The following is a 20,985-nucleotide window of genomic DNA, read 5'->3' as shown; positions in this document are numbered from 1 at the left end:
CATTTCATTTTTCCTCTTACGGCTCCCCTTTACCTCTTACGTTTCTGTGGTGGTATCATGCCCGCACGCGGTAATCCACAGGAGCGAAAGGTGACCCAAAAAATCGTACTGGCCTCCGGCAACGCCAAAAAAGTAGCCGAACTGCAAAGCCTGCTGGGCGGACTGGGCATGAGCGTGGTGCCCCAGACCGAGCTGAGCGTGACCGACGCCGACGAAACCGGCACCACCTTCGTGGAAAACGCCATTATCAAGGCCCGCCATGCCGCACAAGTAACCGGCCTGCCCGCCATTGCCGACGACTCCGGCCTGGCGGTGAGCGCCCTCGGCGGCCGTCCCGGTGTTTACTCCGCCCGCTTTGCCGGCCCGGATGCCAGCGATCAACAAAACCTCGAACTGCTGCTGGAGCAGATGCAGGACGTGCCCGCCGGCGAGCGCCAGGCCACCTTCTGGTGCGTGCTGGTGTACATGCGCCACGCCGATGATCCCACGCCGCTGATCTGCACCGGCCGCTGGCAGGGCGAGATCACCACCGCCCCCCGGGGTGAACACGGCTTTGGCTACGACCCCGTGTTCCTGGTGCCGGAAGCGGGCAAGACTTCCGCCGAGCTGACCCCGGCCGAGAAAAACCGCCACAGCCACCGCGCCAGCGCCCTGCACCAGTTGCAGCAGCTGCTGCGAGAAGAAATCTGATGCTGACGCTGCCGCCCCTGAGCCTGTATATCCACATTCCCTGGTGCGTGCAGAAGTGCCCCTACTGCGACTTCAATTCCCATGCCCTGAAGGCCGACATTCCCGAGCGGGAATACGTGGATGCCCTGCTGGCGGATCTGGATGCCGATCTGCATTTTGCCCAGGGCCGCAAACTGCACAGCATTTTTATCGGCGGCGGCACCCCCAGCCTGCTGAGCCCGGAGGCCATCGGCCGGCTGCTGACCGGGGTGCGCGAGCGCCTGCCCTTTGAGCACGACATTGAAATCACCCTGGAGGCCAACCCGGGCACGGTGGAAGCGGGCCGCTTTGGCGGCTTTAAAAAAGCCGGCATCAACCGCATTTCCATCGGCGTGCAAAGCTTTCAGGCCGACAAGCTCGAAGGCCTGGGCCGCATTCACGACCCCGAGCAGGCCCGCTTTGCCGCCAAAGAAGCCGCCGGCGTGGGGCTCAACAGCTTCAACATCGATCTGATGCACGGCCTGCCCGGGCAGCGTCCGGAAGACGCCCTGTTTGACCTCGAGCAGGCCCTGGCCCTGGCGCCGCCGCATCTGTCCTGGTACCAGCTCACCATCGAGCCCAACACCCCCTTTGCCTCGCGCCCACCGGCGCTGCCGGAAGACGACACCCTGGCGGAGATTTATGAGCGCGGTCACGAGCTGCTGCTGGCCCACGGTTATCGGCAATACGAAGTCTCCGCCTACGCCAGGCCCGGCTTCGAGGCCAGACACAACCTCAATTACTGGCGCTTTGGCGACTATCTGGGCATTGGCTGCGGTGCCCACGGCAAAATCACCCTGCCGTTGCAGGGGCGCATTCTGCGCACCGTCAAGGTCAAGCACCCCAGGGGCTATCTGGAGCCGTCACGGCCTTATCTGGATCAGCACTGGCACATAGCACCACAGGATCTGTCGCTGGAATACTTCATGAACCGGCTGCGGCTGTTCGAGCCCATTCCCGAGCAGGAATTCACCGCCCTCACCGGTCAGCCCCTGGCGCAGTTGCAGGCCCCGCTGGCCGAGGCACAGCGGCTGGAATTACTGCAGGATACCGGTACACACTGGCAGGTTACGCCCCTGGGCCGGCGCTTTCTCAACCGGTTGCTCGATTTGTTTCTTGAGGAGTGAAGCGGGTACACTGGCCCCATTATCGCCTCGAACCACAGGCCAAACGTGTTATGTCATCACTGGTTTACGAATTTCCCCTCAACGAAAAATGCCGCAACTACCTGCGGCTGAGCGAGCTGCTGAAACAGATTGACCAGTGCCGGGGGCTGAATGCTCCCGGCCAGGCCACCGCCCTGTTCAAGGCCCTGCTCGACGCCCTGGAGTTGCTGGAACGCTGCGATCTGCGCACCGATCTGGCCAAGGATCTGGAGCAACAGAACAGCAGGCTGGAAGCCTGGGCCCGAGTACCCGGAGTGGACGCCGCCGCCCTCGAGCAGTTTTCCCAGAAACTCGAGTCCATCAGCCAGCAGCTGCCCCGCAGCGCCCGCCTGGGCCAGGCCCTGCGCGAAGACAGGCTGCTGTCGGCGGTGCGCAGCCGCTTTGCCATTCCCGGCGGCCTTTGTGCCTTTGACGTGCCCCAGCTGCACCACTGGCTGCACCAGCCGGCAGAGCGCCAGCAGCAGGATCTGAACGCCTGGGTGGAGCAACTCGGTCTGCTGCAACAGGGCCTGAGCCTGCTGCTGACCCTGTGGCGGGAGAGCAGCCAGTTCACCACTCAGCGGGCCAATGCCGGCTTCTTTCAGGACAGCGCCGAGCACACCGAGATGATCCGGCTGCGCCTGCCCGGCGAGCAGCCGGTCTATCCGGTGGTCAGCGGCAACAAGTACCGCTTTACCATTCGTTTTATGCCGGTGGGCAACACCGATATCGGCAACATCGACTTTGAACTGGCGAACATCAAATGAGCAACATCACTACCGTCCCCTGCCCCACCTGCGGCGCGTCCGTGGAATGGGGTGAACAAAGCCCCTTTCGTCCTTTTTGCAGCAAGCGCTGCCAGCTGATCGATCTGGGGGAATGGGCCGACGAGGAAAAACGCATTCCCGGCGACCCCGCCTGGCTGCCGGAGCAGGACGGCGAAAATGAGTACTGAGGTTAAAACATCCGTACTGGTGGCGGTGGGCGTGATTGAAAACGCCGCCGGCGAGATTTTTATCTGCCGCCGGGGCGAAAGCCAGCACCAGGCCTTTAAATGGGAGTTTCCCGGCGGCAAGGTGGAGGCCGGCGAAACCGTGGCCCAGGCCCTGGCCCGGGAGCTGGAAGAGGAAATCGGCATTGCCGTGACCGCCTGCGCGCCCTTTATGCGCATTGACCACGACTACGGCGACAAGCGAGTGACCCTCGACATTCACCGGGTCACCGCCTTTACCGGCGAGCCCCACGGCCGCGAGGGCCAGCCCAGCCGCTGGGTGCCGGTAAGCGAGCTGCACCACTACGACTTTCCCGCCGCCAACCGCCCGATAGTGGCAAAGCTGCAGAGTGCATGTGAGGGGTAAAAGGTGAGGAGTGAGGGGGAATCACCTCACTCCTTTCGCCTCACCCCTCACGTTTTTTATTCAATTTCCAGGCTGTCCACCCGTTGCAAGCCGCGGGGCAGCAGGGCGCCGCGGCGGCCGCGCTCGCCCTGGTAGTGGGCCAGATCGGCGGGCTTGAGGGTCAGCTTGCGCTTGCCGGCGTGCAGGGTCACGCTGGCACCGATCGGCACCACCGCCAGCTGCTTGATAAAGTCTTCCCGGGCCTGCACCTTGGCACCGGTAATGCCGATGAGCTTGTTGCCCTTGCCCTTGGCCAGCATGGGCAGGTCTTTGAGCGGAAACAGCAGCATGCGGCCCTCGTTGGTCACCACCAGGCACAGCTCGCTGTCCACCTGCGCCACCGGCACCGGTTTCAGCACCTCGCCACCGGCGGGCACCGTCAGCAGCGCCTTGCCGTTCTTGTTGCGGCTGACCATGTCGCCGTAGCGGCAGACAAAGCCGTAACCGGCGTCGGAGGCCAGCAGGTAGAGCCGGTCTTCCTCGCCGGCCAGCACAAAGCGGGCCTGCTCCCCCGGGCTCAGGCTGCAGCGGCCGGTGAGCGGCTCGCCCTGGCCCCGGGCCGAGGGCAGACTGTGGGCGTCCAGGCCATAGGCCCGGCCGGTGTTCGACAGGAACACCGCCATCTGGTTGCTGCGCCCGGGGGCGGCATCGAGAAAACCGTCGCCGGCCTTGTAGCTGAGTCCGGCGCCGTCCACCTCATGGCCCTTGGCGGAGCGGATCCAGCCTTTTTCCGACAGCACTATGGTCACCGGCTCGCTCGGCACCAGCTCCTTTTCGCTCAGGGCCTTCGCCTCTTCCCGTTCCACCAGCGGCGAGCGGCGCTCGTCGCCGTATTTCTCCGCGTCCGCCAGAATTTCCTTTTTCAGCAGGGTGTTGAGCCGGCGTTCGGATCCCAGAATCTGCGCCAGCTTGTCCCGCTCGGCGGCCAGCTCGTCCTGCTCGCCGCGGATCTTCATTTCTTCCAGTTTGGCCAGGTGGCGCAGTTTCAGCTCGAGAATGGCCTCGGCCTGGGTTTCGGTGAGGCCGAAACGGGCCATCAGCACCGGCTTGGGCTCATCCTCGGTGCGAATGATCTCAATCACTTCATCGATATTGAGAAAAGCGATCAGCAGACCGGCCAGAATATGCAGCCGTGCTTCGACCTTGTCGAGCCGGTGCTGCAGCCGGTTGCGCACGGTTTCCCGGCGGAACTGCAGCCATTCGGACAGAATGCGATCAAGGGGTTTCACCTGGGGCCGGTTATCCAGCCCCAGCATGTTGAGGTTGACCCGGTAGGTCTTCTCCAGATCCGTGCTGGCGAACAGGTGCTGCATCAGCTGCTCCACGTCCACCCGGTTGGATCTGGGAATGATCACCAGCCGGGTCGGGTTCTCGTGATCCGACTCGTCGCGCAGGTCCGCCACCATGGGCAGTTTCTTGGCCTGCATCTGACCGGCGATCTGCTCCAGAATTTTGGCGCCGCTGGCCTGATGGGGCAGCGCGGTAATGACGATGTCCCCCTGCTCCTGATGGTAGACGGCGCGCATTCTGATGCTGCCCTTGCCGGTTTCGTAGATTTTCTGAATATCGGCCCTGGGAGTGATGATCTCGGCCCGGGTCGGGTAATCGGGCCCGGCCACATGGGCCATCAGCTCGCTGACCGTGGCCTTGGGGTTGTCCAGCAAATGCACACAGGCACTGGCCAGCTCGCGCACGTTATGGGGCGGAATGTCGGTGGCCATGCCCACGGCAATACCGGTGACGCCGTTCAGCAGTATGTGCGGCAGCCGGGCCGGCAGCATGCGCGGCTCCTTCATGGTGCCGTCGAAGTTGGGGATCCACTCCACCGTGCCCTGGCCCAGTTCACTCAGCAGCAGCTCGGAGAAGCGCGACAGCCGCGCCTCGGTATAGCGCATGGCGGCGAACGACTTGGGATCGTCCGGCGCCCCCCAGTTGCCCTGGCCGTCCACCAGCGGGTAGCGGTAGGAGAAGGGCTGGGCCATCAGCACCATGGCTTCGTAGCAGGCGGAGTCGCCGTGGGGGTGATATTTACCCAGCACGTCGCCCACGGTACGGGCGGATTTCTTGTGCTTGGCCAGGGCCGACAGCCCCAGCTCGCTCATGGCGTAAATAATACGGCGCTGAACCGGCTTGAGGCCGTCGCCGATGTGCGGCAGTGCCCGGTCCATGATCACGTACATGGAGTAGTTGAGGTAGGCCTGCTCGGTAAAGGTGTGCAGCGGCAGGCGCTCCACCCCTTCCATGGTAAAGTCTTGATTGCTCATTGTATTGTTATCCTCAGGCCAGGGGGTCGACCATATTGCCCTTGGTTTCCAGCCATTCCCGGCGATCGCCGGCACGCTTCTTGGCCAGCAGCATGTCCATCAGCTTTTCGGTGGCCTCGGCATCGTCCACGGTCAGCTGCACCAGCCGGCGGGTATTGGGATCCAGGGTGGTTTCCCGCAGCTGTTTGGGGTTCATCTCGCCCAGGCCCTTGAAGCGGGTAACCTGCACCTTGCCCTTTTTCTTCTCGGCGCGAATGCGCTCCAGCACGCCGTCGCGCTCGTCTTCATCCAGGGCGTAGAACACTTCCTTGCCCACGTCGATGCGGTACAGCGGCGGCATGGCCACGAACACGTGTCCCGCCGCCACCAGATGGCGGAAGTGACGCACGAACAGGGCGCACAGCAGGGTGGCGATGTGCAGGCCGTCGGAGTCGGCGTCGGCGAGAATACAGATTTTGCCGTAGCGCAGGCCGGACAGATCGTCCGAGTCCGGATCCAGACCGATGGCCACCGAAATGTCGTGTACTTCCTGAGACGCCAGCACCTGGCCGGACTCCACTTCCCAGGTGTTCAGGATCTTGCCACGCAGGGGCATGATGGCCTGAAATTCCCGGTCCCGGGCCTGCTTGGCGCTGCCGCCGGCGGAGTCCCCTTCCACCAGGAACAGCTCGCCCTGCAGCGGATCGGAGCAGGCACAGTCGGTGAGCTTGCCGGGCAGCGCCGGCCCCTGGGTCACCTTTTTGCGCACCACCTTTTTGGCCTGACGCAGCCGGCGCTGGGCGCTGCTGATGCACAGATCGGCCAGTTGCTCGGCCAGCTCGATATGCTGGTTCAGCCACAGGCTGAAGGCGTCTTTCACCACCCCGGAGACAAAGGCCGCGCACTGACGGGACGACAGCCGCTCCTTGGTCTGGCCGGCAAACTGGGGATCCTGAATTTTCACCGACAGAATGTAGGCACAGCGCTCCCAGATGTCGTCCGGGGTCAGCTTGACGCCCCGGGGCAGCAGGTTGCGGAATTCGCAGAACTCGCGCATGGCATCCAGCAGGCCCTGGCGCAGGCCATTAACGTGGGTGCCGCCCTGGGCGGTGGGGATCAGGTTGACGTAACTTTCCCCCAGGGTCTCGCCGCCCTCCGGCAGCCAGCACAGGGCCCAGTCCGCCGCCGAGTGTTCGGCGGAGAAGCTGCCGGTAAAGGGCGCTTCCGGCAGGCAGGGGGAGTCCTTGACCGCTTCCACCAGATAGTCCTTCAGGCCGTCCTCATAGCACCACTCCAGGGTTTCGTTATTGGCCTTGTCGTCAAAGCGAATGGTGAGCCCGGGGCACAGCACCGCCTTGGCCCGCAGCAGGTGCCTGAGCCGGGAAGCGGAAAACCTGGGTGAGTCGAAGTAGCTGCCATCGGGCCAGAACCGCACCCGGGTGCCGGTATTGCGCTGGCCGCAGGTGCCGGTGACCGCGAGTTCACTCACCTTGTTGCCATGTTCAAAGGCCATTTCAAACACCTGGCCGCCCCGGCGCACGGTGACCTCCACCCGCGAACTGAGGGCATTGACCACGGAAATGCCTACCCCGTGCAGGCCGCCGGAGAACTGATAGTTCTTGTTGGAAAACTTGCCGCCGGCATGCAGTTTGCTGAAGATCAGCTCCACCCCGGAAATGCCCTCTTCCGGATGAATGTCCACCGGCATGCCGCGACCGTCGTCGATCACCTCCAGGGACTGATCCTCATGCAGGATCACTTCCACCTTGCGGGCATGACCGGCCAGGGCTTCGTCCACGCTGTTGTCGATGACTTCCTGGCCAAGGTGGTTGGGGCGGGCGGTGTCCGTATACATGCCGGGGCGACGTCGCACCGGCTCCAGGCCATTGAGCACCTCAATGGCGTCGGCAGTATATTGACTCGATGTCATGTTGACCTTCGGTAATCTGGGGTTATTGCCGGATCTTACTACTCGAAGCCCATTGCGGGAAGCGGGATGCAAATGGCGCCATGTAAAGCATCAGCAGGGTTACCTGCGCCGACACGCTTCACAGCGGGGCCAGATTAATGACAATATGCATTCCCACGCGGAGCGTGGGAACGAGAGTGGCTTACAGCTGAAGAAAACGGATGATCTGAGCGCAGTAGTGCTCAAAGCCGATAAAGGCGTGATCGCCGCCCTTCTGAATGCAGACCCGGGCGAAGTGGTAGTAATCAAGGGCCTCCCGGTAGTCGAGCACCTCGTCGCCCTGCTGTTGCAGCAGCCAGATGCGGTCCAGGCAGGTCGGATCATTCACTCTGAGCTCGGCCAGCTCGGCCATATGCCGCTCGGTCAATGTGTAGCGCTCGTGGGTGTAGGGATTCACCTGCTCCCCCAGCCAGTCGGCCAGTAATACATGGGGGTTCACCGCCGGGTTCACCACCACAGCGCGCACGCCGTAGTGCTCCGCCACCCGGGTGGCCCAGAAGCCACCCAGGGACGACCCCACCACACCGAAGGGAACACGCTGTTGGTCACAAATGGACGCAATCTGCTCCCAGGCCGCAGCCGGCGTGGCCGCCAGCTGCGGGCAGATCAGTTCAATGTCGGGCCTGTGCTGTTGCAGGTGCTCCCGCATCAGCCGGGCCTTGATGGAATTGGGAGACGAGTTGAAGCCATGCAGATAAAGCAGGGTCGCCATTATCAGTACCCCCTGGCGCTGAAGTCGGGCACAAAGGCATTGGGCGGCAGCCGCCATACCCGCGTGCCGAGCCGGCCATCCGGATACAGCGACAGCTGGCGCCAGCCCGGGGCCATATAGTCCAGGGCAAAATCGTCGGACAGCGGCTTGAACTGAATGCAGGTGGAGGGGCTGGCCAGATAGCGAATGCCGCCCCGTACTTCATCAAAGCCCTGGTGCACATGGCCGCACAACACCACGCTGCTGGCCCGGTGGCGCGCCAGCCGGATCGTGAGGGCATCGGCATTGCGCAGATTGTGCTGATCCAGCCAGGCGCAGCCCACCGGCACCGCCTGGTGATGCACCGCCAGCAGCAGGTGATGGTTGGGGTAGGTATCAATGGCCGCATCCAGCAGCGCCAGCTGGTGCTCGCTCAGCCGGCCGCAGGTTTCCCCTTCGGCCTGAGTGTCGAGCAGCAACACCTGCCAGTGCTCGCCCAGCAAATGCTTGGCCTGGTTGATGCCGGCTGCATCCAGCTCGGCCTGCATCACCGGCGCCTCGTCGTGATTGCCGGGCAGCCAGAACACCGGCGGCGTCAGCTCGGCCATCATGGCCACAAAATGGCGATAGGACTCGGCACTCTGATCCTGGGACAGGTCACCGGTGGCCAGAATGGCGTCACAGCCAGCCAGCTCTTCCTTCATGGCATTCACCACCGCCCGACAGCTGTGCCAGGTGGGCACCCCCAGCAGATCGCCGTTCTTGTCGGCAAACAGGTGAGTATCGGTGATCTGGGAAAGCTCAAGTACGCCGTTGTCGGCATGGGCTCCAAGGGGAAGGGTGGAAAGCGTCATTGCCTCGCTCAAAGCTGTTTAACCGTGCTGAATCCGTGTTGCAGGCAACATCTCAGCCATTCGGCAAGAAAGAAGTTGACCTGTTCCTTTTCGTTACGGTGATGCATGTTTTTATTGGGGTAATCATAACTTGGCTGCAGGGTGGAAATCTGCTGGCTTGCACACACTTCAGCCATTCGTACATCGTGATAGAGCCGCACCCGCACCTTCATGCGCATAAACACCGGCAGGCCGGGAGTGCACTGCTCAATGGACACATGCCAGGTATAGGGCGCCGTTTCCAGTACCCTGAGCACAAACAGCACCCGCTCGCTGATGCCCACCGACAGGCTCTCTCCCACCCGCGCCTCGCTGGGCAGCAGTTTCATCAGCGCCATGTAGTTGGTGTCGCAGGTACGCTGCAACCCCTTGAGATCCGGCACATGCTTGCGGGTGGTAGTGAAAACCAAGTGTGTCTCCTCGTCTTGTACGGGCCGGGCTATGTCCAGAGTCCGGTCTCACGATGCAATGCCAGCCATTGCAGGGCGATCACGCTGGCGGCGTTATCTATTCTACCATCCGCCAGCCATTGCATCGCCTGCTCTCTGGGCAGCCGGTGCACGCGAATGTCTTCTCCTTCTTCACTCAGCCCCGCATGAGTTGCAGCCTGGGTCGCATCCACCTCGCCCACAAACACGGTAATGCGTTCGCTGCAACCGCCCGGGCTGGAAAAATAACCCAGCGCCCGGGTCAGCCGTCCCAGGGTAAGTCCGGCTTCTTCTTGCGCTTCCCGGCGCACCACCGCCTCTTCCGATTCACCGGGCTCGACGATGCCGGCCACAATTTCCAGCAACCAGGGAGAGTCGTGGTGATGAATGGCACCCACGCGAAACTGCTCCACCAGCACCACCTCATCGCGCACCGGATCGTAGGGCAGCACCGCCGCCGCGTGGCCCCGGTCAAACAACTCCCGGGTCAGCACCGGCCCCCAGCCGCCGGCAAACAGCCGATGGCGCAGGCGCACCTTCAGCAGCCGGAAAAAACCCTGGTATCCGGTTTCCTCGGCCACCACCTGCATGTCCTGGCGCCCGAAACGGGCATCATTTTTGTTGCGCATGTCGGCTCCTTGCTTGACATTCCGGCGACAAAATCTAGACTGAAAACCCTCGAATGAATGAACGTTCATTCTCTTGCACTAACTTGCCATGGCCGCGCCGGTTCACTCACACCGCCGCCGGCCCCGGCAAACACGGCTTATGTTACCGTTATACTGAACAGACGAAAACCGACTGCCTGCTTGGGCACGGCGATCATGGCATCATCCGTTATACAAGGCCAACCCATGAAAAAAACACTGTTGTCGACCCTGGTGCTGCTGTGCGCGGCGGGCCAGGCCCAGGCCGAAAACCTGCTGGAAATCTATCAGCAGGCCACCCAGAACGACCCTCAGGTACGGGAAGCCAAGGCCCGGCGCGACGCCGCCTTTGAAAAAATCAACGAATCCCGCGCTTCCCTGCTGCCCCAGGTAGACCTGAGTGCCGGTCTGAATTATGCCCAGACCGGCCAGAACGATTTGCGTACCGGTTCCACCAGCACCGCCGGTGTCAACCTGAGCCAGGCGCTGTACCGCAAGTCGAGCTGGGTCAGCCTCGACATCACCGAAAAGCAGGCCGCCCAGCGCGAAGTCGGCTACAAGCAGGAACAGCAGGCCCTGATCGTGCGCGCCACCCAGGCCTATTTCAACGTGCTCAACGCCGAAGACGCCCTGAGCTTTGTGCAGGCCAACAAGGAGGCGGTGAGCCGCCAGCTGGAGCAAACCAAACAGCGCTTTGAAGTGGGCTTAAGCGCCATGACCGACGTGCACGAGGCCCAGGCCCAGTACGACCAGGCGCTGGCAGACGAAATTCTGGCCCGCAACGCCCTCGACAACAGCAAGGAAGCCCTGCGCGAGCTCACCGGCATGCACTACGACCGGCTGGCGCCGCTCAATACCGAGACCTTCAGCCCCCAGGCGCCGGCCATGCGTGCCGATGGCTGGCTGGAGATCGCCCTGGAGCAAAACCTGGCCCTGCACGGCCAGCGCATTGCCAAGGACATCGCCAGTGAGCAGATCGATCTGGCCCGGGCCGGCCACCTGCCCACCCTGGATCTGAACGCCGGGCTCAACAGCACCCACAGCGACTTCAAGAACGACAGCCCGAATGACGGTACCCTGAACGAAGGCAGCATAGGCGTTTCCTTTAAATTGCCGCTCTATTCCGGCGGCGCCACCCGCTCGCAAGTGAGCCAGGCGCAATACAACTATGTGGCGGAAAGTGAGCTGCTGGAAAAGAGCTTTCGCGCGGTGCAGAGCAATGTGTATTCCTCCTATAACGACGTGACCGCGGCACTGGGCTCCATTCGTGCTTTTGAACAGCTGGTCATCTCGGCCGAAAGTGCCCTCAGCGCCACCGAGGCCGGTTACGAGGTGGGCACCCGTACCATAGTGGATGTGCTCAACGCTACCCGCCAGCTCTATAATGCCCGGCAACAACTGTCTTCTGCCCGTTACGACTACATCGTCAGCCAGCTGCAACTGAAGCAGGCCGCCGGTAACCTGACCGAGCAGGACCTGATCGATATCAATAACGGTCTGCAGCGGTAACGTGAGACGCAAGACGTAGGGGAAGGCATGTGCCTTCCCTTGTATTTACCGGGAAAATGAGGAATTCGCGTGGTTAAAATCATTCTGGGTATCATTCTGGTGGCACTGGTGGTGCTGTTTATTTACCGCTCCCAGGGCAACAAGCAGGCGGCGGCCGAAAACATTCGGGCCGGGGAGGCCTTTCTGGCCGACAACCAGCAAAAGGAAGGGGTGCAGACCACAGAGTCCGGTCTGCAGTATCAGGTGCTGAAAGCAGGCACCGGCACGGTACACCCCAAGGCCAGCGACAAGGTCACGGTGCACTACCATGGCACCCTGCTCGACGGCAGCGTGTTCGACAGCTCGGTAGAGCGGGGTGAGACCATACAGTTTGGCCTCAATCAGGTGATCAAGGGCTGGACCGAGGGCCTGCAGCTGATGGTGGAAGGCGAGAAGACCCGCTTCTTCATTCCCGCCAGGCTGGCCTACGGCAACCGCGCCGTGGGCAAAATCCCGCCGGGATCCGTGCTGATCTTTGAGGTGGAGCTGTTCAGGATCAACTGATCACCCTCAGCCCGTTTTCGTTTCGGGAGCATCAACGCCGGCCCGGCGCATCAACCAGCCGGCGGTCACGCCCAGCAACACAATGCGCAGCACATGGTGAAAAATCACCCAGGACGGCTCCAGCCCGGTGACCAGGGCCAGGTAGATCATGGCTTCCACCGCTCCCGGGGCATAGGCCAGCCACACCTGAAACACCGGCAGACCCAGCCACCAGCCCACCAGCCCCGCCCACAGCAAGGATACCAGCGAGCTCGACAGACTCACCAGCAGCCCTGCCACCAGCAGGGCGGCCATTTCCCGCGCCGGCAGCGGTCGCAACCGGCTGCCCACCAGCGCGCCCAGCAGCACCATGCTCACCGGGATCAGTCCGTCCACCGGCAGCGCCGGCTCACCCAGCCAGGCGGCGCAGGCGCCGGCCACAAACACCCCGGAGAGAATATGGCTGGCGGGCACCCTGAGCCGGGCCAGCAGCTCGCCACTTCCCCAGGCCGTGGCCACCAGCACCAGGCTGGCCACGGCCGACAGGGTCTGGCTGGCGGGCGTGGCCGCCAGCGGCACCCATTCCAGCACCATGGCGGTGCTGACCGTGGCCACCAGGGCAATGACCCGCACCGTTTGCGACAGGATCACGCGAATGGGATTGTCCAGCTGCGTGGCCAGCGCCGCCATCACCGACAGCGCTCCCGGTGACGCGCCCATGGCCGCTTCCTGCCGGGACCAGCCGAGCCGGTGCAGCAGGTATTGGCCAAGGGGTATCTGGGTGGCCAGACACAGCAAAAGCCCCGCCACGCTGACCAACAGCGAGGCGGGGCCGGGCAGGTGCACATCCAGCCGCAGCCCCACGGCCACGCCCAGACAGGCCTGTATCGGCGGCAACAGCCGCCGGGGCAGTGCCACTTTCAGGCCCAGCAGCACGGCCACCGTGACCGCCAGCATGGCGCCCAGCAGCCAGTCGGAAGGAAAGCCGGCCCAGTGGGCCAGCCCGCCTCCTGCCGCGCCCAGCACACCGGTACGCAGCCAGATCATCATGCTTCGGCGGCCGCCTGCCGGCGGCGCAGCGCGCGGCGACGTTTCATCACCAGCGGCAGCACCAGCACCAGCGCGCTCAGGCCCCACAGGGTCAGGGTCACGCCGTTGTTGAACAGTATGCTCCAGTCACCGGCACTGATGGACAGGGCCCGGCGCAGGTTGTCTTCCAGCACCTCACCCAGCACCAGGCCCAGGATCACCGGCGCCAGCGAAAAGCCCAGCTTGCGCAGCAGGAACCCAAACACACCCAGCAGGATCATGAAGAACAGATCAAAGCTGGCGCCGTGAATGGAGTAGATGCCCACAAAGGTCAGCATCACGATCACCGGCACCAGGTAGGCCTGACGCACGCTCAGCATGCGTACGAAAATGCCGACCAGGGGCAGGTTCATCACCAGCAGCGCAATGTTACCCACGAACATGGAGGCGATCAGACCCCAGGCAATGTCCGGCTTCTGACTGAACAGCAACGGACCCGGGGTCACATCAAACAGCAGCAGGGCGCCGAGCAGAATGGCGGTGGTGCCGGATCCGGGAATGCCCAGGGTCAGCATGGGCACCATGGAGCCCACCGCCGCCGAGTTGTTGGCCGCCTCGGGGGCCGCCAGGCCGCGCACGTCGCCGTTACCGAACTCGTTGTGCTCACCGGCCAGACGCTTTTCGGTGCCGTAGGCCACGGCGCTGGCCACGGAGGCGCCGGTGCCCGGCAGCACGCCGATCACAAAGCCCACCAGGGTGGAGCGCAGCACGGTCCAGCGCACCTGCACCAGATCCGCCGCCCTGACGAAGGACTTGCTGACCTTTTCCAGCCGGCCACCACCGCCGTAGTGATGCTCCACCAGCAGCAGAATTTCGCTGATGGCAAACATGCCGATCACCACCACCAGAAAATCGATGCCGTCAAACAGGCTGGTAATGCCAAAGGTAAAGCGCAGCACGCCGGTGCCGGAGTCCACGCCGACCGTGGCCATGGCCAGGCCGATCAGGGCGCCGATCACGGTTTTCACCGGGCGCGAGCCCACCATGGACGCCAGGCAGCACAGCGCAAACACCATCAGCGCCACAAACTCCGCCGGGCCAAAGGTCACCGCCAGCCGGGTCAGCAGCGGGGTAAAGATCACCAGCAGGATCAGCGCGCCCATGGAGCCGGCAAAGGAGGATACCGCCGACAGCGCCAGCGCCCGGCCGCCCTCGCCCCGCTTGGCCATGGGATGGCCGTCCAGGGTGGTCATGATGGCACCGGCATCGCCGGGCACGTTCAGCAGAATGCTGGAAATGCGGCCGCCGTATTCGGCACCGTAGTAGACACCGGCCAGCAGAATAATGGCCGACGCCGGCTCCAGGCCGATGGAATAGGCCAGGGGCAGCAGAATGGCGATGCCGTTGATGGGCCCGATGCCCGGCAGAGCGCCCATCAGGGTGCCAAAGAAGCAGCCGGCCAGCACCAGCCCCAGGTTCATGGGCGTCAGGGCCACGGCAAAGCCGCTGGCCAGGGTAGACAACACATCCATGAGATTAACCTCCAAACACAGTGCCCACCGGCACATTCAGCTCCAGCAGCCAGCTCATCACCAGGTGCCCCACGCCGCCCAGGGCCGCGGCGTAAACCAGGGCCCGGCCCCAGTCCAGCCCGAACAGGCGGGCAAACAGGGTGCCGACCAGCCAGGTGGACAGCACAAACCCCAGCAATTCAAAACTCCAGGCATAGGCCAGCAGGCACAGCACCACCACCAGATGGCGTACAAACAGGCCGCGGCCATAGGCCTCTTTCAGCCGGTCGGGCCGAATGGCCAGCCACAGCGCGGTGGCCAATAACAGCACCGCCAGGATCAGGGGTATGGCCTTGGGTCCGACCGGCTCATACTGAAAGGGCACGTCCAGTTGCCAGGCGGCGGCCCCCAGGGCCACCGCCAGCACCATCAGCGCCAGCGAAAAACAACGATCCGCCATGACGCTACCTCTTATCTGAGCAGGCCCATCTCACGGGACAGGGCCTGGAACTTCTCGATTTCCGCCTTTACGTAGGCTTCATACTCGGCACCGGCCACGGACAGCGGAAACAGCCCCTGATGGTCGCGCACCTGAGCAAATTCCTCGGTCTGGTACAGCTTGTTGAACTGCTGCACCCAGTAGTCGTAGGCCTCGTCGGACACGTCGGGTGCCATGTAGAAGCCGCGCATGATGGGCCACTCCATGTCAAAACCCTGTTCACGGGCGGTGGGAATGCCGGCAAAATCGCCGTCCAGCCGCTCCGGTGCCATCACCGCCAGCACCCGCACTATGCCGGCGTCCAGCTGGCCCTTGATCTCGGACATGTCACCCGGATACACCTGAATGTGGTTGCCCAGCACCGCCGCCATGGCATCACCGCCGCCCTCGTAGGCCACATAGCGCATGGTGCGCGGATCCAGCCCCAGGCTGCGATAGAGGAAGGCCGCCTTCATCCAGTCCTGACTGCCGACTGTGCCACCGGCGCCAAACACCAGCTTGTTGGGGTTGGCCTTGAGATCTGCGGCCAGCTCTTCCAGGCTCTGCCAGGGCGCGTCGGCCTTGACGATAATGGCGCCGTAGTCGGTACCGATGGCCCCCACCCAGCGGGCATCGTCCACATCCAGATCCCGGCCGAACTTGTGCAGCGCCAGGTTGAGGGACGAGCCGGAGCTGAACGCCACCACGGCATTGTTGTCTTCACGGCGATTGCTGTTCATGTGGGTATAGGCCACGGCACCCACACCACCGGGCATAAAGGTGACCCGCATCGGCTCCTCCAGCAGGCCGGACTTGTCCAGACCGCCGGTCAAAATGCGGCAGGTCAGGTCAAAGCCGCCACCCGGCTTGGCCGGAGCGATGCACTCGGGCTTGTCGGGGGTAAAATTGGCGCTGGCGGCACCGGTCATCATCAGCAGGCCGGCGCCCAGCAGGGCCTGGGTCAGGGAATGCAGCTTCATAACAGTTCTCCTTGTTTGAGGTTCCATGGCACACTCTCGGCCACTTGAAGCCAGCCCCTTGCGTTCACATCAATGTTGTTAACAAGGGGTTTACAATTGCCTATGCTAACGGCGCAAGCTGTCACCAGGCTGTCATGAAGGAGTTGAGCTCACACAATGCGCATTCTTGTGATCGAAGACACTGTGGTGCTGGGCGAGGCCATTGCCGAGCGGCTGCAGAAGCTGGGCCACGGCACCGATCTGATTGGCAACGGCCGCCAGGCTGCCGACTGGCTGCGCCATCAGCAGGTGGACCTGATCATTCTCGATCTCAACCTGCCCGGGCTGAATGGCGACGCCCTGCTGGCGGAGCTGCGCCAGCGCAGGAACACCACGCCGGTGCTGATTCTCACCGCCCGGGACGGCGTTGACGATCGCATCAAGTTGCTGGATTCCGGCGCCGACGACTACCTGGCCAAGCCCTTTGACTTTGGCGAGCTGGAAGCCCGGGTGCGCGCTCTGCTGCGCCGCCGCCAGGGCTATGCCTCGGACGTGAGCGAACACGGCAACCTGGTGTTCAACCGCACCGCCAAGACGGTCACCATTGCGGGGCAACCCTGCGTGCTGGTGAACCGGGAATTCCGGCTGCTGGAGATTTTTCTCGGCGCGCTGGAGCGGGTAATGAGCAAGGAAGAGCTCACCGACAAGCTGTTCAACGCCGACGAAACCCCCTCCGCCAACGCCATCGAGCTCTATGTGGCCCGGCTGCGCAAGAAACTGGCGGGCAGCTCGGTGCACATTCAGACCCTGCGCGGCCTGGGTTATGTGGCCCATGTGAAGCTTGAGGAAAAAGCGTGACCAGAGCCGACGGCCTGCATCATCCGGCCCTGCGCCGGCGATTGCTGGCCCTCAGCGGCGCCGTGCTGGCGGCCCTGGCACTGCTGGCACTGGTGCTGATGCACAATTATGCCCGCCGTACCGCCGATCGCAGTTACGACATGATGCTGGGCAGTGCCGTGCTGCAACTGAGCCAGTCGGTGCGCCGCACCAGCCGGGGCTTCGCCGTGGACCTGCCGGTGGCCGCCTTTGCCACCCTGGCCCAGGCCCGGCACGATCGGGTGTTTTACCGCATCAGCGTGAATGGCGAGGTGCTCACCGGCTACCCGGATCTGCCCGCGCCGCCGCCCCGCTCGGCCTCGGGCCGGGCGCTCACCCAAGCCCGGCCGGACTTTTTCAACCTCACCTACCGGGGCGAGCCGGTGCGGGTGGCCCGGCTGGTGCGGCTCAACACCGAGCGCCTGCCCCAGGACGAGATCGTGTTTGAACTGGCCCAGACCCGCCAGGCCCGCAACGCCATGGCCGAGGCCATGCTGCATCCGGCGCTGGAACTGATGCTGGCGGTGCTGGCGGTGGCGCTGGGGCTGCTGTGGCTGGGCATTTATTACGCCTTTAGTCCGTTTCGCCAGCTGGCCCGGGCACTGTCCCGGCGCTCGCCCCGGGATCTGACCCCCCTGGCGCTGCCGGTGCCGAAAGAAACCCTGCCCCTGCTCGACACCATCAACGACTTTATCGCCCGCCAGCGGACACTGCTGGAGCGGGTGGAGTCCTATACCTCGGTGGCCGCCCACCAGTTGCGCACGCCCCTGGCCAGCCTGCGCGCCCTGTGCGAAAACGCACGGGACGAAACCGATGAAACCCGCCGGCAGCAGTTGCTGGCCCGGCTGATGGAGCAGTGCGATCAGTTGTCGCTGACGGTGCGCCACCTGCTCAATCAGGCCATGCTCGATCACCGCTTTCACAGCCGTGAGCCGGAGCCGGTGGCGCTCAACGCCCTAGTACGGCAGATCTGCATGGAGCTGGCGGTGCAGGCCCTGCACCGGGGGGTCGCGCTGGCCTTTGAACCGGCGCCCAAGGAACAGCATATTCAGGGGGATGCCTTTGCCCTCACCCAGATGCTTAACAACCTGATCGACAACGCCGTGGCCCACAGTCCGGCGGGCGGACAGGTGGAAATCAGCGTGACCGGGCACGGCGGCATTTGCATTCGGGATACGGGCCCCGGCATTCCCGACGAGGAAAAAGCCAGGGTATTTGAACGCTTTTACCGGGGCCCCGCCAGTCGCCATCACGGCAGCGGCATGGGCATGGCCATCGCCCGGGATGTGGCCGAACACCATCATGGCCGCATTCGCCTGAGCGACAATGTGCCCCACGGCCTGGTGGTGGAAATTCAGTTTGCCACGGAGGCCACATGAAAAAGTGGTGCTGCGCTTGCCTGGCCCTGCTCTGGGTGCTGGCGGTGCGGGCGGAAGAAACGGTGCTGTTGCCGGCGCATGAACAGCCGCAGCAGCAACTGGTGATCTACAGCGCCACCGACTACGCCCACATGGCCCCGCTGCTGCGGGCCTTTCAGCAACACCGGCCCCAGGTGGCCATTCGCTTTGTGGACGCCAACTCCCAGCAGCTGTACCAGCGCTTTCTGGAAGAAGGCGCCGCGTCGCCGGCGGATCTGCTGCTGAGCTCGGCCATGGATCTGCAACTGAAACTGGTTAACGACGGCCATGCCCAGCCCTGGCGCTCCGAGCGAACCCTTGCGCTGCCCGCCGGCGTGCACTGGCGCCACGAGCTGTTCGCCATTACCGTGGAGCCGGTGGTAATGGTCTTCAACCGGGAACGGCTGGGCGAGCATGCCCTGCCCCGCAGCCGCCAGGAGCTGCTGACGCTGCTGCGCCGGGATCCGGAGCGCTTTCGCGGCCGCCTTCGCACCTACGACATTACCCAGAGCGGGGTGGGCTACCTGCTGGCCACCCAGGACAGTCTGCAGGGTGAAAGCTACGGCCGGCTGCTGGAAGCCTTTGGCGGTCTGTCGGTACGCCTGAGTGAAAGCAGCAACCAAATGCTCACCGAGCTCGCCAGCGGCCAGGCCGTGCTGGGCTACAACCTGCTCGGCTCCTACGTGGCCGCCGCCGTGGCCAGGCATCCGCAACTGGTGGCGGTGGCTCCGCGGGATTACAGCCTGATACTGATGCGCGTGGCGCTGATCCCGCGCTATGCCCGGCACGCCAGGCTGGCGGGGGAGCTGCTCGACTTTATGCTCTCCCCCGCCGGCCAGGCCGCGCTGGCCGAGGGCGGCTTGCTGCCGCTGCTGACCCCCGACGCCGGGCTGACCGTTACCCCCGAAGGGCCGGTAACGCCCATTCCCCTCACCCCGGCGCTGCTGCCGGCGCTGGATCCCCTCGACAAGCAGGGTTTTATACGTACCTGGACCGGCTCGCTGGCGCCCTGAACGGCGGGCAAAACAATGCCGGCCCCGGGGCCGGCATTAAAGGCAGAGCGAGGAACGCCCTCAGCGGGTGCGAATGGCCTCGATAATGGCGGTGGTGGAGCAGCCGTCCTCAAAGTTGAGCACTTTCACCTCGCCGCCGTTGGCGGTCACTTCCGCGTAACCGGCGATCTCCTCCGGCTGGTAATCGCCGCCCTTGACCAGAATGTCGGGCAGCACCCCGGCGATCAGCCGCTGGGGCGTGTCTTCACTGAATGGCACCACCCAGTCCACCGCGCCCAGCGCCGCCAGCACCGCCATGCGGCGATCCACGGTATTCACCGGCCGGCCTTCGCCCTTCAGCGCCCGTACCGACTCGTCGGTGTTCACCGCCACGATCAGCCGGTCGCCGAGCTTGCGGGCGTTGTTCAGGTAGGACACATGGCCCGCATGGAGAATGTCGAAGCAGCCGTTGGTCATCACGATTTTCTCGCCCCGGCGGCGGGCCGCTTCCACCACAAACTTCAGCTGCTGCTCGCTGACCACGCCCATGCCCGACTCGGGGCCGCCATAGAGCTCGTTGGCCAGCTCGATGGCGGACACGGTGGAGGTACCCAGCTTGCCGACCACGATGCCGGCGGCCACATTGGCCAGGGCGCAGGCTTCTTCCAGTGCCAGCCCGGCGGCTAGGCTGGTGGCCAGGGTGGCGATCACCGTGTCACCGGCGCCGGTGACGTCATACACCTCGTGGGCCCGGGCCGGCAGGTGCAGCTCGTCTTCTTCCCGGCGGATCAGGGTCATGCCGTGCTCGGAGCGGGTCACCAGCAGCGCCTGCAGCTCAAAGCGCTCCACCAGCTCCCGGCCCCGGGCAACCAGCTCCTGCTCGTCCTTCACCTTGCCCACCACGGCCTCAAACTCGCTCATGTTGGGAGTGAGCAGGGTGGCGCCGCGGTATTTTTCAAACTCGGTGCCCTTGGGATCCACCAGTACCGGCACCCCGGCCTGATTGGCGGCCCGAATCAGCTCCTGCACCCGGGCCAGCGCTCCCTTGGCGTAGTCGGACAGCACCACCACGCCGGCCCCGCTCAGAGCAGCGTGCATGCGTTCGGTCAGCGGGGCGGCATCGTCGGCGTCAAAGCCGTTTTCAAAGTCGAGGCGCAGCAGCTGCTGGTTGCGGCTCATCACCCTGAGCTTGGTGATGGTGGGATGGGTGGCGTGACGCACGAAATCACATTCCACCCCCACCGCCTGCATGCGTTCCTGCAGGGCGTTGGCGGCCTCGTCGTTGCCGGTCAGCCCCAGCAGATGAGCGCCGGCCCCCAGGGCGGCGGCGTTCAGCGCCACGTTGGCGGCGCCTCCCGGACGTTCTTCATTGTGCTCAACCTTGACCACAGGCACCGGGGCCTCGGGCGAGATGCGTCCGGTTGGGCCCGACCAGTAACGGTCCAGCATCACGTCCCCGACCACCAGCACCCTGGCGCCATCAAATTCCGGCAGCTTGATCTTCATAGGTTCCGACTCTTTGACACATGGAAAGGCCGAATAATATCACAGCCTGAACGGCTTGAGTGCGCACGGGTGGTCATTGCCGCCG

21 protein-coding genes are annotated in these 20,985 nt (G+C 64.0%); 10 read left to right on the top strand and 11 right to left on the bottom strand.

All coding sequences use genetic code 11. The annotated features are described in order from the left end of the window. Positions 1-90: 90 nt before the first annotated feature. The 5 genes from rdgB to mutT are packed head-to-tail and all read left to right on the top strand — an operon-like array spanning position 91 to position 3,211. The gene (gene rdgB / locus PU634_RS01400; protein ID WP_306762300.1) at positions 91-690 is read left to right on the top strand and encodes an RdgB/HAM1 family non-canonical purine NTP pyrophosphatase; all 600 of its coding nucleotides are present in this window, start codon (positions 91-93) and stop codon (positions 688-690) included. After that, positions 690-1,835 (top strand): radical SAM family heme chaperone HemW, encoded by a 1,146-nt coding sequence (gene hemW / locus PU634_RS01395; RefSeq protein WP_306762299.1) that lies wholly within the window; start codon positions 690-692, stop codon positions 1,833-1,835. The genes rdgB and hemW overlap by 1 nt, the downstream gene beginning before the upstream one ends. Positions 1,836-1,885: 50 nt before the next feature. Continuing rightward, positions 1,886-2,620: a cell division protein ZapD gene (zapD, locus tag PU634_RS01390; protein ID WP_306762298.1), complete on the top strand. Its 735-nt coding sequence runs from the start codon at positions 1,886-1,888 to the stop codon at positions 2,618-2,620. Continuing rightward, positions 2,617-2,808, top strand: a complete 192-nt coding sequence (yacG, locus tag PU634_RS01385; protein WP_306762297.1) for a DNA gyrase inhibitor YacG — start codon at positions 2,617-2,619, stop codon at positions 2,806-2,808. Before zapD ends, yacG begins: the two co-directional genes overlap by 4 nt. Next, the gene (mutT, locus tag PU634_RS01380) at positions 2,798-3,211 is read left to right on the top strand and encodes an 8-oxo-dGTP diphosphatase MutT (RefSeq protein ID WP_306762296.1); all 414 of its coding nucleotides are present in this window, start codon (positions 2,798-2,800) and stop codon (positions 3,209-3,211) included. Before yacG ends, mutT begins: the two co-directional genes overlap by 11 nt. Positions 3,212-3,267: 56 nt before the next feature. On the opposite strand, the gene parC is transcribed toward mutT, so the two are convergent. The 6 genes from parC to nudF form a co-directional block, all read right to left on the bottom strand. Further along, positions 3,268-5,514 (bottom strand): DNA topoisomerase IV subunit A, encoded by a 2,247-nt coding sequence (gene parC / locus PU634_RS01375; protein WP_306762295.1) that lies wholly within the window; start codon positions 5,512-5,514, stop codon positions 3,268-3,270. 13 nt (positions 5,515-5,527) lie between these two features. Beyond that, complete coding sequence (parE, locus tag PU634_RS01370; RefSeq protein ID WP_306762294.1) at positions 5,528-7,423, bottom strand: DNA topoisomerase IV subunit B; 1,896 nt, start codon at positions 7,421-7,423, stop codon at positions 5,528-5,530. A gap of 181 nt (positions 7,424-7,604) precedes the next feature. After that, positions 7,605-8,177, bottom strand: a complete 573-nt coding sequence (locus PU634_RS01365) for a YqiA/YcfP family alpha/beta fold hydrolase (protein ID WP_306763636.1) — start codon at positions 8,175-8,177, stop codon at positions 7,605-7,607. After that, complete coding sequence (gene cpdA, locus PU634_RS01360; protein ID WP_306762293.1) at positions 8,177-9,007, bottom strand: 3',5'-cyclic-AMP phosphodiesterase; 831 nt, start codon at positions 9,005-9,007, stop codon at positions 8,177-8,179. Before cpdA ends, PU634_RS01365 begins: the two co-directional genes overlap by 1 nt. A gap of 8 nt (positions 9,008-9,015) precedes the next feature. Beyond that, complete coding sequence (locus tag PU634_RS01355; RefSeq protein WP_371319631.1) at positions 9,016-9,384, bottom strand: DUF1249 domain-containing protein; 369 nt, start codon at positions 9,382-9,384, stop codon at positions 9,016-9,018. A gap of 101 nt (positions 9,385-9,485) precedes the next feature. Beyond that, entirely contained in the window at positions 9,486-10,103 is a 618-nt protein-coding gene (gene nudF / locus PU634_RS01350; protein WP_306762291.1) for an ADP-ribose diphosphatase, read from the bottom strand. A 225-nt stretch (positions 10,104-10,328) separates the two neighbouring features. Between nudF and tolC the strand changes: the two genes are divergently transcribed. Then, positions 10,329-11,630, top strand: coding sequence for an outer membrane channel protein TolC (tolC, locus tag PU634_RS01345; protein ID WP_306762290.1), 1,302 nt, complete (start codon positions 10,329-10,331; stop codon positions 11,628-11,630). Between the two features lie 69 nt (positions 11,631-11,699). Then, positions 11,700-12,173: a BamJ family beta-barrel-assembly machinery protein gene (gene bamJ / locus PU634_RS01340; RefSeq protein WP_306762289.1), complete on the top strand. Its 474-nt coding sequence runs from the start codon at positions 11,700-11,702 to the stop codon at positions 12,171-12,173. 6 nt (positions 12,174-12,179) lie between these two features. On the opposite strand, the gene PU634_RS01335 is transcribed toward bamJ, so the two are convergent. From PU634_RS01335 to PU634_RS01320, 4 genes are read right to left on the bottom strand one after another with little or no spacing between them, the layout of a single operon-like run. After that, positions 12,180-13,202 carry an AbrB family transcriptional regulator gene (locus tag PU634_RS01335; RefSeq protein WP_306762288.1) on the bottom strand — a complete coding sequence of 341 codons (1,023 nt, stop codon included), beginning with the start codon at positions 13,200-13,202 and terminating at the stop codon, positions 12,180-12,182. Then, on the bottom strand, positions 13,199-14,713 hold the full coding sequence (locus PU634_RS01330; protein WP_306762287.1) for a tripartite tricarboxylate transporter permease: 1,515 nt from the start codon (positions 14,711-14,713) through the stop codon (positions 13,199-13,201). The genes PU634_RS01335 and PU634_RS01330 overlap by 4 nt, the downstream gene beginning before the upstream one ends. Positions 14,714-14,717: 4 nt before the next feature. Further along, the gene (locus tag PU634_RS01325; protein ID WP_306762286.1) at positions 14,718-15,152 is read right to left on the bottom strand and encodes a tripartite tricarboxylate transporter TctB family protein; all 435 of its coding nucleotides are present in this window, start codon (positions 15,150-15,152) and stop codon (positions 14,718-14,720) included. Between the two features lie 11 nt (positions 15,153-15,163). Then, on the bottom strand, positions 15,164-16,150 hold the full coding sequence (locus PU634_RS01320) for a Bug family tripartite tricarboxylate transporter substrate binding protein (RefSeq protein WP_306762285.1): 987 nt from the start codon (positions 16,148-16,150) through the stop codon (positions 15,164-15,166). A gap of 156 nt (positions 16,151-16,306) precedes the next feature. Between PU634_RS01320 and PU634_RS01315 the strand changes: the two genes are divergently transcribed. From PU634_RS01315 to PU634_RS01305, 3 genes are read left to right on the top strand one after another with little or no spacing between them, the layout of a single operon-like run. After that, on the top strand, positions 16,307-16,987 hold the full coding sequence (locus PU634_RS01315; RefSeq protein WP_306762284.1) for a response regulator transcription factor: 681 nt from the start codon (positions 16,307-16,309) through the stop codon (positions 16,985-16,987). Continuing rightward, entirely contained in the window at positions 16,984-18,384 is a 1,401-nt protein-coding gene (locus tag PU634_RS01310) for a sensor histidine kinase (protein ID WP_306762283.1), read from the top strand. Before PU634_RS01315 ends, PU634_RS01310 begins: the two co-directional genes overlap by 4 nt. Beyond that, positions 18,381-19,415 (top strand): ABC transporter substrate-binding protein, encoded by a 1,035-nt coding sequence (locus PU634_RS01305; protein ID WP_306762282.1) that lies wholly within the window; start codon positions 18,381-18,383, stop codon positions 19,413-19,415. The genes PU634_RS01310 and PU634_RS01305 overlap by 4 nt, the downstream gene beginning before the upstream one ends. A 60-nt stretch (positions 19,416-19,475) precedes the next feature. Here the strand turns inward: PU634_RS01305 and hldE are convergent, their stop codons facing one another. Continuing rightward, on the bottom strand, positions 19,476-20,900 hold the full coding sequence (hldE, locus tag PU634_RS01300; protein ID WP_306762281.1) for a bifunctional D-glycero-beta-D-manno-heptose-7-phosphate kinase/D-glycero-beta-D-manno-heptose 1-phosphate adenylyltransferase HldE: 1,425 nt from the start codon (positions 20,898-20,900) through the stop codon (positions 19,476-19,478). Positions 20,901-20,985 lie beyond the last annotated feature (85 nt).

The sequence above is a fragment of the Oceanimonas pelagia genome, from assembly GCF_030849025.1.
In the GTDB taxonomy this organism is placed as follows: domain Bacteria; phylum Pseudomonadota; class Gammaproteobacteria; order Enterobacterales; family Aeromonadaceae; genus Oceanimonas; species Oceanimonas pelagia.
The sequence above is the reverse complement of the archived record's forward strand: the minus strand, read 5'-3'. Positions and strand labels throughout refer to the sequence as shown.

Bases quoted from the DNA above. Each gene is read 5' to 3' on its own strand.
- hemW (WP_306762299.1), top strand. From the start codon at position 690: ATGCTGACGCTGCCGCCCCTGAGCCTGTATATCCACATTCCCTGGTGC.
- zapD (WP_306762298.1), top strand. From the start codon at position 1,886: ATGTCATCACTGGTTTACGAATTTCCCCTCAACGAAAAATGCCGCAAC.
- yacG (WP_306762297.1), top strand. From the start codon at position 2,617: ATGAGCAACATCACTACCGTCCCCTGCCCCACCTGCGGCGCGTCCGTG.
- mutT (WP_306762296.1), top strand. From the start codon at position 2,798: ATGAGTACTGAGGTTAAAACATCCGTACTGGTGGCGGTGGGCGTGATT.
- parC (WP_306762295.1), bottom strand. From the start codon at position 5,514: ATGAGCAATCAAGACTTTACCATGGAAGGGGTGGAGCGCCTGCCGCTG.
- parE (WP_306762294.1), bottom strand. From the start codon at position 7,423: ATGACATCGAGTCAATATACTGCCGACGCCATTGAGGTGCTCAATGGC.
- cpdA (WP_306762293.1), bottom strand. From the start codon at position 9,007: ATGACGCTTTCCACCCTTCCCCTTGGAGCCCATGCCGACAACGGCGTA.
- PU634_RS01355 (WP_371319631.1), bottom strand. From the start codon at position 9,384: ATGGCGCTGATGAAACTGCTGCCCAGCGAGGCGCGGGTGGGAGAGAGC.
- nudF (WP_306762291.1), bottom strand. From the start codon at position 10,103: ATGCGCAACAAAAATGATGCCCGTTTCGGGCGCCAGGACATGCAGGTG.
- tolC (WP_306762290.1), top strand. From the start codon at position 10,329: ATGAAAAAAACACTGTTGTCGACCCTGGTGCTGCTGTGCGCGGCGGGC.
- PU634_RS01335 (WP_306762288.1), bottom strand. From the start codon at position 13,202: ATGATGATCTGGCTGCGTACCGGTGTGCTGGGCGCGGCAGGAGGCGGG.
- PU634_RS01330 (WP_306762287.1), bottom strand. From the start codon at position 14,713: ATGGATGTGTTGTCTACCCTGGCCAGCGGCTTTGCCGTGGCCCTGACG.
- PU634_RS01325 (WP_306762286.1), bottom strand. From the start codon at position 15,152: ATGGCGGATCGTTGTTTTTCGCTGGCGCTGATGGTGCTGGCGGTGGCC.
- PU634_RS01320 (WP_306762285.1), bottom strand. From the start codon at position 16,150: ATGAAGCTGCATTCCCTGACCCAGGCCCTGCTGGGCGCCGGCCTGCTG.
- PU634_RS01315 (WP_306762284.1), top strand. From the start codon at position 16,307: ATGCGCATTCTTGTGATCGAAGACACTGTGGTGCTGGGCGAGGCCATT.
- PU634_RS01305 (WP_306762282.1), top strand. From the start codon at position 18,381: ATGAAAAAGTGGTGCTGCGCTTGCCTGGCCCTGCTCTGGGTGCTGGCG.
- hldE (WP_306762281.1), bottom strand. From the start codon at position 20,900: ATGAAGATCAAGCTGCCGGAATTTGATGGCGCCAGGGTGCTGGTGGTC.